Source organism: Flavobacterium soli DSM 19725 (assembly GCF_000422705.1).
Classification (GTDB): domain Bacteria; phylum Bacteroidota; class Bacteroidia; order Flavobacteriales; family Flavobacteriaceae; genus Flavobacterium; species Flavobacterium soli.
This window is the reverse complement of record NZ_AUGO01000002.1, coordinates 134,798-149,302: the sequence shown is the minus strand read 5'-3', so window position 1 is coordinate 149,302 and position 14,505 is coordinate 134,798. Positions and strand designations below refer to the sequence as shown.

13 protein-coding genes are annotated in these 14,505 nt (G+C 34.7%); 5 read left to right on the top strand and 8 right to left on the bottom strand.

Features of this window, described 5'->3' with window-relative positions; all coding sequences use genetic code 11:
* Positions 1–157: 157 nt before the first annotated feature.
* The 4 genes from G508_RS0103730 to G508_RS0103715 form a co-directional block, all read right to left on the bottom strand.
* Entirely contained in the window at positions 158–982 is an 825-nt protein-coding gene (locus G508_RS0103730; protein ID WP_026704061.1) for a hypothetical protein, read from the bottom strand.
* A 95-nt stretch (positions 983–1,077) separates the two neighbouring features.
* Positions 1,078–1,464 (bottom strand): hypothetical protein, encoded by a 387-nt coding sequence (locus G508_RS0103725; RefSeq protein WP_026704060.1) that lies wholly within the window; start codon positions 1,462–1,464, stop codon positions 1,078–1,080.
* Between the two features lie 213 nt (positions 1,465–1,677).
* Positions 1,678–2,292, bottom strand: a complete 615-nt coding sequence (locus tag G508_RS0103720) for a hypothetical protein (RefSeq protein ID WP_026704059.1) — start codon at positions 2,290–2,292, stop codon at positions 1,678–1,680.
* A complete protein-coding gene (locus G508_RS0103715; protein ID WP_026704058.1) occupies positions 2,285–2,866 on the bottom strand; it encodes a hypothetical protein in 582 nt (193 codons plus the stop codon). The genes G508_RS0103720 and G508_RS0103715 overlap by 8 nt, the downstream gene beginning before the upstream one ends.
* A gap of 103 nt (positions 2,867–2,969) precedes the next feature.
* On the opposite strand from G508_RS0103715, the gene G508_RS0103710 reads away from it, so the two are divergent.
* Positions 2,970–3,932 (top strand): hypothetical protein, encoded by a 963-nt coding sequence (locus G508_RS0103710; protein ID WP_026704057.1) that lies wholly within the window; start codon positions 2,970–2,972, stop codon positions 3,930–3,932.
* 12 nt (positions 3,933–3,944) lie between these two features.
* On the opposite strand, the gene G508_RS0103705 is transcribed toward G508_RS0103710, so the two are convergent.
* The gene (locus G508_RS0103705; protein WP_026704056.1) at positions 3,945–6,092 is read right to left on the bottom strand and encodes a DUF3857 domain-containing protein; all 2,148 of its coding nucleotides are present in this window, start codon (positions 6,090–6,092) and stop codon (positions 3,945–3,947) included.
* Between the two features lie 10 nt (positions 6,093–6,102).
* Positions 6,103–8,025 carry a transglutaminase-like domain-containing protein gene (locus G508_RS0103700; RefSeq protein WP_026704055.1) on the bottom strand — a complete coding sequence of 641 codons (1,923 nt, stop codon included), beginning with the start codon at positions 8,023–8,025 and terminating at the stop codon, positions 6,103–6,105.
* Positions 8,026–8,163: 138 nt separating this feature from the next.
* On the opposite strand from G508_RS0103700, the gene G508_RS0103695 reads away from it, so the two are divergent.
* Both G508_RS0103695 and rpe read left to right on the top strand, forming a co-directional pair.
* Positions 8,164–9,027 (top strand): sigma-70 family RNA polymerase sigma factor, encoded by an 864-nt coding sequence (locus tag G508_RS0103695; protein ID WP_007804760.1) that lies wholly within the window; start codon positions 8,164–8,166, stop codon positions 9,025–9,027.
* Between the two features lie 318 nt (positions 9,028–9,345).
* Entirely contained in the window at positions 9,346–10,008 is a 663-nt protein-coding gene (gene rpe / locus G508_RS0103685; RefSeq protein WP_026704054.1) for a ribulose-phosphate 3-epimerase, read from the top strand.
* Here the strand turns inward: rpe and G508_RS0103680 are convergent.
* Positions 10,005–10,901: a DUF72 domain-containing protein gene (locus tag G508_RS0103680; RefSeq protein WP_026704053.1), complete on the bottom strand. Its 897-nt coding sequence runs from the start codon at positions 10,899–10,901 to the stop codon at positions 10,005–10,007. The two genes, rpe and G508_RS0103680, sit on opposite strands and share 4 nt — an antisense overlap.
* Before the next feature lie 113 nt (positions 10,902–11,014).
* Between G508_RS0103680 and G508_RS0103675 the strand changes: the two genes are divergently transcribed.
* A complete protein-coding gene (locus tag G508_RS0103675) occupies positions 11,015–11,518 on the top strand; it encodes a DinB family protein (RefSeq protein WP_026704052.1) in 504 nt (167 codons plus the stop codon).
* A gap of 64 nt (positions 11,519–11,582) precedes the next feature.
* On the opposite strand, the gene G508_RS0103670 is transcribed toward G508_RS0103675, so the two are convergent.
* Positions 11,583–12,410: a zinc-dependent peptidase gene (locus G508_RS0103670; RefSeq protein ID WP_051197436.1), complete on the bottom strand. Its 828-nt coding sequence runs from the start codon at positions 12,408–12,410 to the stop codon at positions 11,583–11,585.
* Between the two features lie 208 nt (positions 12,411–12,618).
* Here G508_RS0103670 and G508_RS0103665 point away from each other — a divergent pair, with 208 nt between their 5' ends.
* Positions 12,619–14,448 (top strand): cytochrome-c peroxidase, encoded by a 1,830-nt coding sequence (locus G508_RS0103665; protein ID WP_051197434.1) that lies wholly within the window; start codon positions 12,619–12,621, stop codon positions 14,446–14,448.
* Positions 14,449–14,505 lie beyond the last annotated feature (57 nt).

The following is a 14,505-nucleotide window of genomic DNA, read 5'->3' as shown; positions in this document are numbered from 1 at the left end:
GTTATCAGTGTACTCCTGCTAGCGAGAGCACAATGTCATTAAGTTAAGGATATAAACAGTCCGTTTTGTCTTTCCGAGGAACGACAACTAAACGGCTTAACTTAATGACATTGTTCGCACGTTATCGGGGAACTGTTGTGGATATTCGACTATCGGATTACAAATTTTTTGAATTTTTAAAGTAACACTCAAATGACATTTCTTTTACCGACACACTGTTTTCTATAAAAATTTTAGCTGAATTGAAAGGTCTCCCAACTCTACTAAAGAAAACTTTTATTTTTGAGTTTTTAGCATTAGCTGTTCCTCCCAATAACATATTTTCACTTTCACTTGTATCAATACTTGTCAAAATGTCTTTTGGATCTTCTGCATATAGCATAAATTCATTAATAAAACCTTTGAACATTTTATAATGTTCATCTAAAAAATATTTAAATAGTTTGCTGTTTAGGTTATTGATCTCTATTAAACGCTTTACCTCTGTATTATAAGATTTTTGACTGGTTTGTTTTAAAATACTTAATTTGCTTAAATCAATCATGGCAATCTTTAAATCGTTATTTTGAAAAATTATTGTGTTACGTTTTTCCTTAAGTTTATCAATCATGATTATCGAATTATTAGCATAATCTGGAAAGAAGTATTTTATTTTTCCTTTTATAGATTTAACATCTTTTATTTCTTTTTTGCTTACAAAAGATATTCTCAAAATACTATCCGTTCCTTCGTAAGGCCAATCCGAATAAAAATAATCCAATTTGTGTTTTCTAGATAAACTATCTTCAAGCTCGGCTTCTAAAATTTTAAAAGCATGAGAATTGTCATTTAATATATTTTCTATTTTTAATTCAAAAAGGTGTAATAGCTTATAATTATGAAGCGTATCGACAAATCGGTTTAAATATTTTACTTCTAAATTTTGGGCTGATAAAGTGAAGCAAATAATAAAAGACAATATAACTGTCAAGTTTGTTTTCATAGAAGACGTTTTTATAAATAGATATAACGTTATGTTACTAACACTTCTTGTGCTAGTATATCACTCGTTCACAGAAAGTAGATTATTTTACAGAATCAGGTATTAATTCCTGCTTGTGTCCTAGACCGTGTTTGTCTTTTATATGTTATTAGTCCTTTCAAAAGCCCCCATAAAATAAGTAAGATGATCAAAATAATCAAACCGTTTAATATGTTTAAAGTTGCCTTGTTCAATGAAACTGCAACAGAATTTATATCAGGTCGATTCGCGTCTGATACTGCTCTGAACATATCCGCAATATTAAGCATCTGTCCAGCTAGTCTAATTAAAAAAGCGATTAGGCCCGAAAGCCAAATTCCATTTAACCAATCATCACTAATATCCTTCGATTCAAAAATTTTGATCAGTTTGTATATGCAAATAAAAATACCTGCTAGACCACAGCTATTTGATAAGATATTTGCAATATCATTAATCATCATGTCTAAATTTTTCTTTCATAACTTGTTCGTTTTGACAAAACATATTATCCCAAACATCTCGTGGTTAGAGGGCTGTTGCCGAAAATTTTTTCTTTACTACACCTCATTACCATCCACATAGCGAATATAAACAAAAAACCGCAAGTTGTTTTGCGGTTTTTGTCTGTAGTGATTAAGTGTAAAATGCAACCTTATTTTAGGACAAGATACTTTCTAAAAATTCCAACTTCCTGACACACCAATATTGAAAGACGAAGCTCCAAAGTTTCGCTCCGCTTTTGAGTTGAACAAACCGTATGGTGCATAATGATAACTACACTGCACCCCAAACCCATGGAACATAATCTTCACACCTTGGGACAAGCCAATAGTATTTAGCGTCGGACTAAAATCTATTTCATCATAAGGTTCACCCTCGGGCTTGCTGTAATGCAGGTATTTCCAGCCTATTCCAGAATTGGTTTCGATGTGGAAATTTTCATTCGGTGATTGGTACAAAAATCTTGTATAACGAAAGCCCAACAAAAAAGATGTCCTGCTACCTTCCAATAGTATCGTTTGATCATTGAGTTTATATTCAACACTCCTTCCTTTGATTATACCGCTAAGTTCAAGCCCAAAATCTATAAATTGTCGCTTTGCAATTTTTGTTCGCATATAAAAAGCCGTATTGATCGAGCCCTCATATTTATCGGCCAAATCACCAAGAGGCATGCCATAACTCACCTCCAATAGGTTTCGTTTATATAAATCTATTTTTGGAAAAACAATGGTGTCTTGTGCATTCATCTTGAAGGCAATGAAAACTAAAAGGATCACTTTATTCATTTTGTAAAAGTTTAAATTTATTATCTGATTTAGAAGAACTTCCCGCGCCAAAAAACAGCAGCATTCCTTCGCTCACATAACTGTCTTCAAACATTATCTCGTTGTCCGTAGGCATAAAGACTGAATATTTGGTAACGCTCTTGGTTATAAAAACAATAGGAAAGGAAATGGTTTGGTAGTTGGTATAGAACACAAATTTGCTCTTGTGCCGTTTCCCATAGAATTTCAAAACATATTGCTTGGCATGGACATCCTCAAAACTCAAATACAGTTCCTTCTCCTTAATATCAATCTTTATAGGTTTTGAATAGTTGATATTATCAATATTGGCAAGCTCTTTCATAAAGCTCTTGGTATAAATCCTATTGTTATATTGCGCTACAATAGTATCCAATTGATCATAGAATTTACCTGAAAAATCGCTAGGGATGCTTTTATAATCCTCGCGACTGACATGATTGTGAACGGTGCAGGAAGCAAAACACAACACTACAGCAAATTGCCATTTTCGCTTTAAGCACCAATTGAGGAACTGCGAAAGCGATTCAAAATTTTCATAAAGTATTCTTTTCATAAGATGTAGAATTAAAATCACATCACAAACCTATTGCGATTATCACATATAAAATTGCGAAAATCAATTATATAAATTCTTATATTTGTGATTATCGCAAATTATGAACTACCAAGAACTACTTTTAAAGGCTATTAGAAAACAAATCCCGAAGTCGGTTTCGATAATTGATGAAATTGCTTCGGTATTGAACATCAGCTATGATGCCTCACACCGAAGGATTTCGGGGAAGAGTAAGTTTTCCATTGACGAAACTATCCAGCTGGCAAATCATTATACCATTTCGCTGGACCATTTATTTTTAAAGGAAGAAAAAATCATTGTAGAGAAAACCATTGAGATTGAAACCTTGAAAGACATGCTGCAGTATTTCAAGAAATCAGCCGAACAGATTGATCTGTTGGCCAAGCATCCAAAGGCCATCCTGTTTTATTCTGCCAAGGATATTCCGTTGTTTTATTTTATGGACAGCACGATCCTATCCAAATTCAAAGCTTATGTTTGGTTGAACTTGCTGAACCCGAATCAGAAGAAGGTGAGCTTCGAAAACTTTGTCGTGGATGAATCCTTTTTGGAATATATGCTACAACTCAAACGCATATATGAAACCGTGAGTGTCAAGGAAGTTTGGAACGACACCACGATTAACAGTAGTTTGCAACAGATTTTATATTTCTATGAAGCCGGAATGCTCAACCTGAAAAGTGCCAATGCCTTGTGCAAAGATTTAAAAAGAATCATCAGCTTGATTCACGACAAATGCAACAAACCTGATGGGAATTTTTCGATCTATTATAATGAATTGATACTACTCAACAACAATATGCTGATTGAAACGGAGGAAAAACTGACGATGTTTGTACCTTATACGTTGTTGGGGTATTTTATTACAGATAATGAAAACGCTTGTAAAAACGTGCATCAGTTTTTTAAACAGCAAATCAACAATTCAAAGGCCCTGAACCAATCAGGCATAAAAGAGCAAAACTTGTTCTTTAACAGGGCCATTCGAAAGATTGACTATTATACCGAAAGGTTAAACAATCAGGTTGATTTGATGTTTTAGTAGTTAAGAAATTTAGCTTTTCTTCAACAAGATTTTTTCCTGTGTAAATTGATAAGCCGCTTCCAGGAACGCAACCATTTTTCCCCAATTGGCATTTGGCTCATAATAGTTTTTATATTCTTTGAATGTTTTAATCGTCAAGAGATTTCCTTTTACAGTAGCGGTACTGCTAAACATTCCGGTTTCGTTTTCGACCTTTTTATTCAGCTTTTCTAAACCTGTAACGGTATAACCTGCTGGAATTTCAAAAACAATTTCATTGTCAAACGATCGCGGATAGCTCATATAGACGTTGTTGTCGCGTTCTTTTTCTTTCTTGTCAATCTCAATTTGGTCAGTTAGAATTTTACCAATTTCGATGATATAATTTTCTCCAGCTTTCTTGACAAGGTTGTTTTTTACCGAGAAATCTTCTTTGTAAACAAAAGCTTGGTTGCTACCAAAACGCCCCGTGTTTTCCACTTCATAGGCCACCTCATCGATTTCAAAACCAAATTCTCGTGAAACCGATTTTTTTAGCTCTTCTTTTTTCTTGTCTTTCAATTTCGCAATCAAGGACTTGAATTCTTTTTTGTACTGCTCTTGCTTCTTTTTGTTTTTGATCAAATCAAACAAAGACTCCGTGTTGTACTTTTTATAATCCTCATCAACGAAATCATAGAAGTCCATTTTATCCGATTGCTCATATTCCTTGAAATGCCCAAAGAAAGAGGAAACCCGGCTAACATTCAAGTCAGATAGATTTTTTCCCAAAGTGATTTTGGAAATTCTTTTCGAAACATTATCTGCCGAAGTTGTCTTTGGCAATGTCACATTTTCAGCATCTACAACACGTTTCCCTTTTGAAAGCTGAAGCGAATAGGCCTCTGTGTTTTCCAAATTGTAGTTGAACTGTTGGGCACTTGAAAACGGCGTGAAAAACTCCAAATAAATAGGCTCCTTGGTTTTCACTTTCAACAATAAGGTTACATTCTTTTCGATCAATAGATCATTTATAGGTCCGTTATACCTTGCCGTTCCAATGATGATATCATATTCTATTTCATTCTTTTTCAAAAAGGCCATGAAATGGTTGATGAATTGTTCCTCGGTATTGATAAAAATAGGATTATTGTAGAACCCAAAAGGATAGAACATGTTGGTTTCATTGGCTACAAAGGCTTCAAAATATCGAGTAAAATAGATGTGACGGGTATAATAATAGACTTCCCTAACTTTCTCCTCATCACTCTTAAAGTTTTTAGATTTTATAAAAGAATTAATCTGGCTGATGTCGCCGGAAGGTCTAAATTTGTTGCTATAATAATTGAAAACATCGTCTTTGGTAACTGTTTTTTTGATGATACTTTCCTTTTCCGACAGGAAGGCTTCGGCTCCAGCCTCAAAACGTGAAGAGCGTGCAAAATAAACCTGGAATTTATAAAATGGCAATTCTACCGCTGGATAAAACCATCTCGGGAATTCATCTTTTTCTATATCTTTCGCAACCAGTTCATACTTTCTTTCGCCACCTTTATTGAAGGTTTCTTTTAGTTCTGGCGCTCCATTATAGGTATTGAAATTGATGAAGAAATCATTCTCTGTTTCAAACTGCACCTTCATTTCCATGGTTGGATAAATATCGCCAAGAGTAGTTTCAACTGGATCAAAACCTACTTCATAAAACGATTTAAAAGGTTCAACCGTATAATAATAAAAATCGATGATGTCGCCAATTTCTAAATTTGCAATCGCTACTTTCTTTTCGTCATCAATTGTTTTGGCTTCTTTTTCTACATCAATTTCAATCTCGGTGCCATTTGCCTTTACAATTTTCACACCAATGGTTGTTGTTCCTTTTTTAAACGAAAAACCTTTATTGGTATAAAATCTTTCATTAAAAGAAAACTCCGAAAACTCAAGAACGGCAGCTGCATCAAGCAGTTTAATTCTTTTTCTAACCGCCGAAGTATAGGTAACGCTTTTTCCGAATTTATGGAAGTTATAATAATCATTTTTAAAGATAATCACAGCCGATTCGCCTTTCCATTTATCGGGAACCGTATTGGCATTTTTGAAGGCATCTCCTTTTCCCCAGAAAAATTCCTTGATTTCAGCTTTATCTTGTGCAAATGTCGCTGCAGAAAGCAGTACTAGAAAACATAGTAATAGTTTTTTCATTCGTTTTTGTTTATTGTTTTGATAAGATAATTTGTTGGTTATAGGTTTCTTGCAGGTTTTTTACAAATGCATTCCATTTCTCCACTTCATTTGCCTTGATCACGCCATTTTTGAATACAAAAGATTTCTTGTACGAAATTTCATTGCCTGTTTGAATAAATTTCACATCAACTGCAAAATTATTTTCATTGATGGCGAGGTTTTCTGGCATCTTGGTCACCTTGTATCCCGCCGGAATTGCAAGCGAAACATTCGATTCATAGTTGGTTTTATAATCAAACTCGTAGTCGGTTTTACGGTCTTTGAGCTCGAAGTTTTTATATTCGTTCATGTATTCTAAATCGATATACATGTCATTATCAAAATCCGAAACCCTGTTTTCTACTGCAACTTCATAATCCATCGTCAGCTTTTGATCCCTGTTTTTTAAATCCGAACTCTTGATGTTTTGAACCTTGATGTTCTTATCGCTTTTTGAAAGATAGCGTTCCAATGCCTCATCCTTTTTATCACTTTTAAGGGAATTCATGATGTGTAAAAGCTGCGAACGACTTTCTCCTGCAAAACTTTTAGAACAAGTTCCTTGCAATTTCCCGTCAACAATTTTCAAATTGGCTTTAAAGATTTCCTTGTTGAACTCACTGCTAACGCTTGGCACCTTTTCGATCAGAAATTGGTCGCCGTTTTCAATCATCACTTCCTTGTTTTGAATTCGCTCCGCATATTCACCAAAGGAGTTGAACTTTTCAGTACCATCTAGAAAATATTTTTTCCCTTTGTAAAAAAGCGTACAAATCATGTGATTGTCAACTGCCAGAGATGGTGTGGTATAATCATAGGCAATATGTTTTGTCCCAATCCATGTCAAACGGGCATCAAAACCTGCAACCGTAAGCATTTGCTTGATTAGATTCCCCATTCCTTTGCAATCGCCATAACGTTTACTGAAAACATTATTAGACTCATCCGGCTTGAAACCTGCAATTCCATCCTCAAAAGCGATGTAGCGAATATTGTCCTGAACCCAATAATAGATGTTCTTGATTTTTTCTTCGTCAGTTTTAGCAGTGGCAGTTAGTTCAGCAACTTTGTCCTTGAATACACTTGGATCGTCTTGCATCATGCCAATCAACGACTTGTACCATTTATACAAATCAGCAGTCGAATTAAAAAGAGTTACTTGATTGTCCTTATTCTTAAAAGATTTAGCAATCACCAAAATATGAGGATACAAATAGCTTCTTCCTGGAGCATTTTCTTCATCAAAATGAGCAGGAACATTTTCCATTGTATATTTATATACGGTAGCCTTGGTTGCGGGATCAACCGATTTTGTTTTCTTGATGTTACAACCTTCAAAATTGAATTCTTTTAACTCCACCGTTAACCATTCCGGAACTGTGATCAAAAATTCTTTTTTTAAGACTGGAAATTCATCATTAAAATATAGAGAAGTAAAATACTTGACGTCATTATATTTTTTCTTGACTTGATAATTATAGGAGTATCCTTGAACCGGAAAGTCAATTGTCATGTATTTTACACGAGCATCCATATAAAACAGATCCTTGTCCTTATACATTTCATCTTTGATTGCAAAAGGAGTTGTTCTATCATTTCGATATTTCAAACTGAAACTTTCTATCTCCGATTCATTGTCGTAAAATTCATATTTACGGATATCAGCCCGGTGATTGATGTTAACTAATTCCTCATTGGTTATATTACTAACCGTAACTTTTCCATCACTTTTATTCAAGTCGAAAGAAATAACTTCGCGACTTTCCATGATGGCTACATCATCTTTAGGATATTTTTCTCGAAGTTTTCTGGCATTTTGAACATCAATTGGGGTTGGGTCTATATTTTTTTGAGCAAAAGCTGGGGTACAAAAAAATATGAAAAAAAAGACTGAAATTATACGAATTTTCATCAGATATATTTTTCGGAAATATACTAAATAATCAAAACAATTATTAAAATTTGAAAAATATTTCTATTCACTGTAACTTTTTTACAACTCATTACGTATAATCATTTGTACTCCTATCAAATTAAGTACACCCCTACAATGAGACAACTTAAAATTACCAAGCAGGTAACCAATCGTGAAACTGCTTCTTTAGACAAATATCTTCAGGAAATCGGAAAAGTTGACCTTATCACAGCCGATGAAGAGGTAGAATTAGCACAACGAATTAAAGCCGGAGACCAGAGAGCATTAGAGAAATTGACCAAAGCCAATTTACGTTTCGTGGTTTCGGTTGCAAAACAATATCAAAATCAAGGATTAACACTTCCAGATTTAATTAATGAAGGAAATTTAGGTCTTATCAAAGCTGCTCAACGTTTCGATGAAACACGTGGTTTTAAATTTATATCTTATGCGGTTTGGTGGATTCGTCAATCGATTCTTCAAGCTTTGGCCGAACAATCTCGTATCGTTCGTTTGCCTTTGAACAAAATTGGTTCGATCAATAAAATCAACAAGATGTATGCCTTGTTAGAGCAATCTAACGAAAGACCACCTTCTGCTGAAGAAATTGCAAAAGAACTTGACATGACTGTAAACGACGTAAAAGAGTCGATGAAAAACTCTGGACGTCACCTTTCGATGGATGCACCACTTGTTGAAGGTGAAGATTCTAATCTTTATGACGTTTTGCGTTCTGGAGAATCTCCAAATCCTGATAGAGAGTTGATCCACGAATCTTTACGTACAGAAATTGAGCGTTCATTAGAGACTTTAACACCTCGTGAAGCTGATGTAGTGCGTCTTTATTTTGGATTGGGCGACCAGCATCCAATGACTTTGGAAGAAATCGGAGAGACTTTTGACTTGACAAGAGAACGTGTTCGTCAGATCAAGGAAAAAGCAATCCGCAGATTGAAACACACTTCTAGAAGTAAGATCTTGAAAACCTATTTAGGATAATTGGCACGCTAATTGAAACTTATTTTTTGTGTTATCAAATTTATTTGTATTTTGCACAACCAATTTTACACTAATTACCCAATATAGTAAAAGCAACAACAGTCTGATTAACTGTTCGTTTTTTGATTGATGATTGAAACTCCGGCTGATTACCGGAGTTTTTTTGTTTTAAAAAAAACTCTCGGTCTGTTTTCAGCCAATGCGGATCGGGTTTCTAAAGCTTCTTATTTTTACTTAAACCATTCTTTATGAACTTTGCGTAAATCCTTGCGAACTTTGCGGTTAAAAAGTACCTTTGCCAAAACAACACTAACTACAATGAAAAATACTTTAATAGCACCATCAGTGCTTGCTGCAGATTTTGCAAACTTGCAACGCGACATCGAAATGATCAATAACAGTGAAGCCGATTGGTTTCATATTGACATCATGGATGGTGTTTTTGTTCCGAATATTTCGTTTGGAATGCCAGTTTTGGAAGCCATTTCAAGACATGCAAAAAAAACAATCGATGTGCATTTGATGATTGTTGATCCAGATCGTTATATCAAAACTTTTGCCGATTTGGGAGCTAATGTACTAACGGTTCATTATGAAGCAACAACACACCTTCACAGAACCTTGCAAGCGATTAAGGCAGAAGGAATGAAAGCAGGAGTTGCAATAAATCCACATACGAATGTGAGTTTATTAGAAGATGTCATCAATGATATCGACTTGGTTTGTATCATGAGTGTGAATCCTGGTTTTGGCGGACAATCTTTCATTGAAAACACCTATAAGAAAGTAAGACAATTAAAAGAGATTATTACCAGAAATGGAGCTTCAACTTTAATCGAAATTGATGGTGGAGTAACTAGCAAAAACGCAGTTCAACTAGCCGAAGCTGGAGCTGATGTCTTGGTTGCTGGAAATTTTGTTTTCAAAGCTGAAAATCCTACTCAAACTATTGTTGATTTGAAGAAGTTATTGGCTTCTTAATCAAAATCAAATAAATTATTTTGTCCCGGTTTTATAGTTGGAACCGGGACATTTGTTTTTAAAGCCTTGTTGAGTTTTTCTATAAAATCTTTAGCCAATAAAGGTGATTCTACTTCGGCATTCTGATGCACAAAGAAATATAATTTTTGCAAACCTTCCTCTTTCCATTTTTCAAGTCTCGGAATCCAATCTTCAAGCCGTTGAGCATCTGATGCATGATTGGCTCCAACATAGCGTATAAAAGCAACTGGACTTGTCAATCGCATGTGGAGCATGTCGCGTCTTCCGGCTGTATCTACAATAATATTGGCTACTTTATGTTTTTCTAAGAATTGACAAAACGTTTCCTGGATTTCGGCATTGTCAAACCATTCGCTATTTCGCACCTCTATTGCAAGCGGAACACCTTTTGGAAACTCTTCTACTACCTTTTTTAATCGGTCGAAATCTTTTGGTTTGAAATTGTCATGAAGTTGCAGGAAAGCCATTCCGAGTTTTTCATCAAAGTTGCTGATGGCATTACAAAAATCATCGACTACTTCCTTAACCTCAATCAAGCGTTTAAAATGACTGATGGTATTGGTTAGTTTCGGAAAAAATTTAAAATTATCGGGCGTTTTATTTTTCCATGTTTCGATTTGTTGCCAAGAAGGCATTGCATAAAAAGTGGCGTTGAGTTCGATAGAATTGAATTGGGTGGAATAATAAGCCAATTCATCTTTTGTTCCTCTTGGATAAAAACCTTTTAGATCATTTTTATTCCATTTTGCACAGCCAACATAGGCTGCAAAATCATTGGTTTTATTTGCCGATAGGATTTGCTTGGTTTCTGGAGCATCTTTCGGGAGCTTGAAATCAATTGAAGCAGGGTCTTTTACTTTTCCGAATTCCATTTTTACTTTTTTATTATAGAATTAAAGGTACGAAAACCAATGTATAAGCCTTTTATTAAAAAAAATTAATTTTAATTTATTTCTATTTTTTGTAACTTTAAGTAAAAAAATTTATGCTACTAGAATCCCTCACACAAGAATTTGAACAGGAAGTAAAAAGCACACGAAACTTGCTACAGGCTGTTCCCGAAAAAGACCTAGATTTTAAACCATCACATATTTCATGGTCGATGGGTGAATTGGCACAGCACATTGCCACTATTTACTATTGGTATGTTGGCACGCTAACTCAAGATGTTTATGACATGGCTGCCGACGAACTTAAACGCGGTGACACCAATGATATAAAAGCTACGTTGGAACTTTTTGAAAGCAATGTAGAAAAAGCAAGAGCTGCACTAAAAACACTCACTGAAGAAAAATTGAAAGCAGATTGGACGATGAAAGTAGGAGACCGTGTTGTATTAGGTCCTTTGGCAAGAGGAATCGTGGTGCGAAGTTTTCTTTTCAACCATATTTATCACCACCGGGGAGAAATGATCGTGTACCTTCGAGCTACCGGAAATAAAGTCCCTAGCCTATATGGACCGACCTATGAAGACGAACAAAAAAATTAATTATCACAACTAAAAGGCTTGAGACTATTTACTCTCAAGCCTTTTAGTTTTCAATAAATCAATTCTAACAAAGGAGCTTTTCGTCAAAATTAATCATCCTCCTTACACTTTGAAACAAATCAGGAAATTCTGCCTTGAAAATATGTGGCGTTTCGAAGAAATGTTCCAATAAAACAGATAAAAATTCAAATTGATTTTCATAGGCATATTCTCTAAAATAGGCTTTCTGGTTCAACTGAGCATTCAATCCTGCATCATTATAGTATTTGATGACTTCCATAAACTCATCATAAAAAATAATGGCGCTAGAATCTTTACCTTTTAGGGCATGAAAATGCAACACATGCGAAAACTCATGCAATCCCAAGTTGATGTTATTGTTAGTGACCTGGTGTCCCGAAACAAAATCCTCCCAAGAAAAAACAACTGCTTTTAGACGAGGGTTAAATTCTCCTTTGTGGTAGTGTTCCGTTATCGTAGAATAATATACTGTTGGATACACTATAATTTTATTAAAAAGTGGAACCAAATAATTTCGCATACCAAAAGTAAGCATAACATAGGTTCCTGCAATAATGATCCGAACGTCATTCGTAACCACAATCTCATTTCCAACAAATTTATAAGTGAGAAGAAACGATTTCACACGATGTTCAAAGTAGGTTTTCTTTTTATCCGAAAGTTTCCTGTAGAACGAAAATTCTTTTTCTAAGATTTGCCTTTGATGTTGGTTTAATTTTTTAGGAATAGGATACCAATATAAAAAAACGGGTCTCTTGAAGATTAATATAAAAGCAGGCTCGAACATAAACTTGAAAAAACCAACGAATAGCAGTAGCACCACAACCAATGAAAGCAGTATTGTTAGTAGAAATAAAAGCACTCCATCCATTTTTTATGTTTTGACGCTAAATGTATAAAAAAATGAGAGAAAATACTTTATTTCTTCTAAACATCTTAGTCTTTAAAAGCTATTTCCAAAACACAAATGAACGGAAATTATTGTATCAAACTCTATCATAGATAAACATTTCTTAATCTACAATTAATGCTTATCGCTGTTTGCAATAGTAGTTTTGTGCATTACACAATCAAAAATCATGATGCTCAAAATACAACAAAGAAGCACTTTACCTATTCTTATGGTAGGGATCGTTTTATTGCTATTTGCTTTTTCTCAAAAATCGTTCACTACAAAATCAGAATATGCATCAAATTATTTTTCTGACATTAATAGAGCTTTTAGCCAATTAGAATTGGCAGCCGAAAATTATAGGAACAATAAAATTGAAGAAGATTCACTTAGAAATGTTTTTCTAAAAGCTCGAAAAAGCTACAAAAAGGCCGAATTCATTTTAGCTTTTTTTCATCCAGAATATGTGAGTGAATCAATTAATGGAGCTCCTTTACTCCATTTGGAAAAAGAAAATTCCCGTCCCTTGGTCGCCAACCCTGTTGGATTGCAAGTATTGGACGAATTGATTTTTTCCGATGAAATTGAGGAACAAAAAAATGAAATCGCCAATTTATCCCGACGATTGAAAGACAGCTATGCTATTTTATACGAAAAAATAAACCTTCAAAATTTCGACACTCGTTATACTTTCGTAGCAATGAGGCTGCAACTTGTTCGGATATTCAGCATGGGAATTACTGGGTTTGACACTCCTGGTTCACTTAATTCTATCGACGATGCAGTTGCATCTCTGGAAGGTATGCGGAATTTTTTAAAAGATAATAATCCAAAAAAACAAAAACACGAAGCTATCCTTGAGTTAACGGATGAAGCAATTGCCTATCTAGAACAGGCACCATCATTTGAAGAACTTGACCGACTCGAACTATTAAAAAAATACATCGACCCTCTTTATAAAGCATTGGGAAACATACAAGGAAATGTTGACACCGAGTTTTTGTCAAATACTACTTCTTGGAATCCAAACAGCACCTCCATTTTTGCAGAAGATTTTTTAAATCCTTATTTTTTTACTGAACTCCGCAAAGAAGAAGACACGGCTGATTTGAGAAACTTGGGAAAAGAATTGTTTTATGACCCGCTGGTTAGTAGCGACGGCAAAATGAGTTGTGCTTCATGTCATCAGCCAGAAAAAGCTTTTACTGATGGGGTTTCAAAATCAATAAGCAATATTCAAGGAAAAACAGTATTACGCAATGCACCAACCCTTCTAAATTCAGTGTATGCTGATCGCTTCTTTTATGATTTGAGAGCTTTTACCCTTGAACAACAAGCAGAACATGTGATTTTTAATTCCGATGAATTCAATACAGCTTACAACATCCTACTGAAAAAGATAAACGATCAAGCAGCCTACCGGGCAAAATTCGAAGAGGTCTTTGGCAAGGAAGGCATCAATCGTAAAAATTTTTCCAAAGCCTTAACTTCCTTTGTGCTTTCGCTAAAATCGTTCAATAGCGAGTTTGACCAATATGTTAGAGGAGAAAAAAAAGAAATTCCCGAAGATGTAAAGAAAGGATTCAATCTTTTTATGGGAAAAGCAAATTGTGCCACCTGTCATTTTGCTCCAACTTTTAGCGGATTGGTTCCGCCACTTTTTAATGAAAATGAAAGCGAAATTCTTGGTGTTTTAGAAGCTCCCAATACTGTAAAACTTGATACAGATCAAGGACGATATGCTAACACTATAGGAAGTGAGAAGGCTTGGATCTATGAGAAATCGTTTAAAACAACCACTGTTCGAAATGTAGAACTAACTGGTCCTTACTTTCATAATGGTGCCTACAAAACTCTTGAAGAAGTGATTGAATTTTATGAAAAAGGCGGTGGAGCAGGAATTGGGCTTCATGTTGAAAACCAAACTCTATCTCCAGATGTTCTAAACCTTACGGAACAGGAAAAAAACGAACTTGTTTCTTTTCTAAAATCCCTGACTGATAACCCATCGAAATAAACCTGCCTTATAATAACAATAGTTTAAAATCCTTAACACTATTTTACATATTTGATA

What these genes read in the sequence shown, in the direction of transcription:
- G508_RS0103730 (WP_026704061.1), bottom strand. Translation starts at nt 982, where the DNA reads ATGAAAACAAACTTGACAGTTATATTGTCTTTTATTATTTGCTTCACT.
- G508_RS0103725 (WP_026704060.1), bottom strand. Translation starts at nt 1,464, where the DNA reads ATGATGATTAATGATATTGCAAATATCTTATCAAATAGCTGTGGTCTA.
- G508_RS0103720 (WP_026704059.1), bottom strand. Translation starts at nt 2,292, where the DNA reads ATGAATAAAGTGATCCTTTTAGTTTTCATTGCCTTCAAGATGAATGCA.
- G508_RS0103715 (WP_026704058.1), bottom strand. Translation starts at nt 2,866, where the DNA reads ATGAAAAGAATACTTTATGAAAATTTTGAATCGCTTTCGCAGTTCCTC.
- G508_RS0103710 (WP_026704057.1), top strand. Translation starts at nt 2,970, where the DNA reads ATGAACTACCAAGAACTACTTTTAAAGGCTATTAGAAAACAAATCCCG.
- G508_RS0103705 (WP_026704056.1), bottom strand. Translation starts at nt 6,092, where the DNA reads ATGAAAAAACTATTACTATGTTTTCTAGTACTGCTTTCTGCAGCGACA.
- G508_RS0103700 (WP_026704055.1), bottom strand. Translation starts at nt 8,025, where the DNA reads ATGAAAATTCGTATAATTTCAGTCTTTTTTTTCATATTTTTTTGTACC.
- G508_RS0103695 (WP_007804760.1), top strand. Translation starts at nt 8,164, where the DNA reads ATGAGACAACTTAAAATTACCAAGCAGGTAACCAATCGTGAAACTGCT.
- rpe (WP_026704054.1), top strand. Translation starts at nt 9,346, where the DNA reads ATGAAAAATACTTTAATAGCACCATCAGTGCTTGCTGCAGATTTTGCA.
- G508_RS0103680 (WP_026704053.1), bottom strand. Translation starts at nt 10,901, where the DNA reads ATGGAATTCGGAAAAGTAAAAGACCCTGCTTCAATTGATTTCAAGCTC.
- G508_RS0103675 (WP_026704052.1), top strand. Translation starts at nt 11,015, where the DNA reads ATGCTACTAGAATCCCTCACACAAGAATTTGAACAGGAAGTAAAAAGC.
- G508_RS0103670 (WP_051197436.1), bottom strand. Translation starts at nt 12,410, where the DNA reads ATGGATGGAGTGCTTTTATTTCTACTAACAATACTGCTTTCATTGGTT.
- G508_RS0103665 (WP_051197434.1), top strand. Translation starts at nt 12,619, where the DNA reads ATGATGCTCAAAATACAACAAAGAAGCACTTTACCTATTCTTATGGTA.